This is a genomic window from Rhizobacter sp. P2_H2 (genome assembly GCF_056403375.1).
The window spans coordinates 1-1,096 of sequence record NZ_JBFUFP010001430.1; the positions used below are offsets into that span (position 1 = coordinate 1).

At 69.1% G+C, this 1,096-nt stretch carries 2 protein-coding genes; one reads left to right on the plus strand and one right to left on the minus strand.

Annotation, left to right across the window (positions count from 1 at the left end; genetic code table 11):
- Nucleotides 1–24: 24 nt before the first annotated feature.
- Entirely contained in the window at nucleotides 25–459 is a 435-nt protein-coding gene (locus tag AC1D15_RS33695; protein ID WP_477829485.1) for a GNAT family N-acetyltransferase, read from the minus strand.
- Between the two features lie 30 nt (nucleotides 460–489).
- On the opposite strand from AC1D15_RS33695, the gene AC1D15_RS33700 reads away from it, so the two are divergent.
- The coding region (locus tag AC1D15_RS33700; protein ID WP_477829484.1) for a 3-deoxy-7-phosphoheptulonate synthase at nucleotides 490–1,096 on the plus strand (607 nt) is incomplete at its 3' end.

Consider the following 1,096-nt stretch of genomic DNA (forward strand, 5'->3'; position numbering starts at 1 on the left):
GACGGAGTGCGCACCGCGGCTCGGTCAGCGGGAGCGCTCGTAGTAGTTGTCGAACTCCTTCTCCTCGACCAGCGCGAAGCCGTGCCGCGCGTAGAAGCGGTTCGAATCGCTGCCGCGCAGCGCCCCGACGCGCAGCGCGGCAGCCGCTGCGTCGGCTTCGGCGAACACCTGCGCCAGCACGGCGGCGCCGACGCCGTGGCGCTGATGCTTCGGGTGGACATAGAGATGATCCAGCAGCAGCCCCTGGCCGTGCGGTTTGACCACCACGAAACCGACCTTCTCGCCGTCGAGCTCGATGTGGCGTGTGTGTTCGGGCGAGAAGCCGGACAGGAAGCGCTCGCGCGCCCGCGCCGCATCGAAGCGCCCTGCGCGCTCCAGGCTTTCACGCATCGCCTCGATGCGCAATGCCACCAAGGCCTCGGCGTCATCGGCCCGGACCGGGGAAAGAACGACGAGAATCCTGCTGCCTTGCACACTTTCACCCATGGAATGAACACTCCCTCCACCCACGCCCACGAAGACGAGCCCTCGACCTTCGATGCCACCCGCACCGACGATACCCGCATCGGCGCCGTGCGTGCGCTGATCAGCCCGGCGCTGCTGCTCGAGGAGCTGGCGGCCTCGGACCAGGCGCTGGAGGTGGTGGCGCGCGCGCGGCAGGAGATCAGCGCGGTCCTGCACGGCCGCGACGACCGGCTGCTGGTGGTGGTGGGCCCGTGCTCCATCCATGACCACGACCAGGCGATGGACTATGCGCGGCTGCTCAAGGCCGCCCGCGATGAACTGAGCCGCGACCTGCTCATCGTCATGCGCGTCTACTTCGAGAAGCCGCGCACCACGGTGGGCTGGAAGGGCTACATCAACGACCCGCGCCTGGACGGCAGCTTCCACATGAACGAGGGCCTGCGCCTGGCCCGCCAGCTGCTGCTGGACGTGAACGGGCTGGGGCTGCCGGCCGGCACCGAGTTCCTGGACCTGCTGTCCCCGCAGTACATCTCCGACCTGATCGCCTGGGGCGCCATCGGCGCGCGCACGACCGAAAGCCAGAGCCACCGCCAGCTGGCCTCCGGCCTCTCCTGCCCGGTCGGTTTCAAGA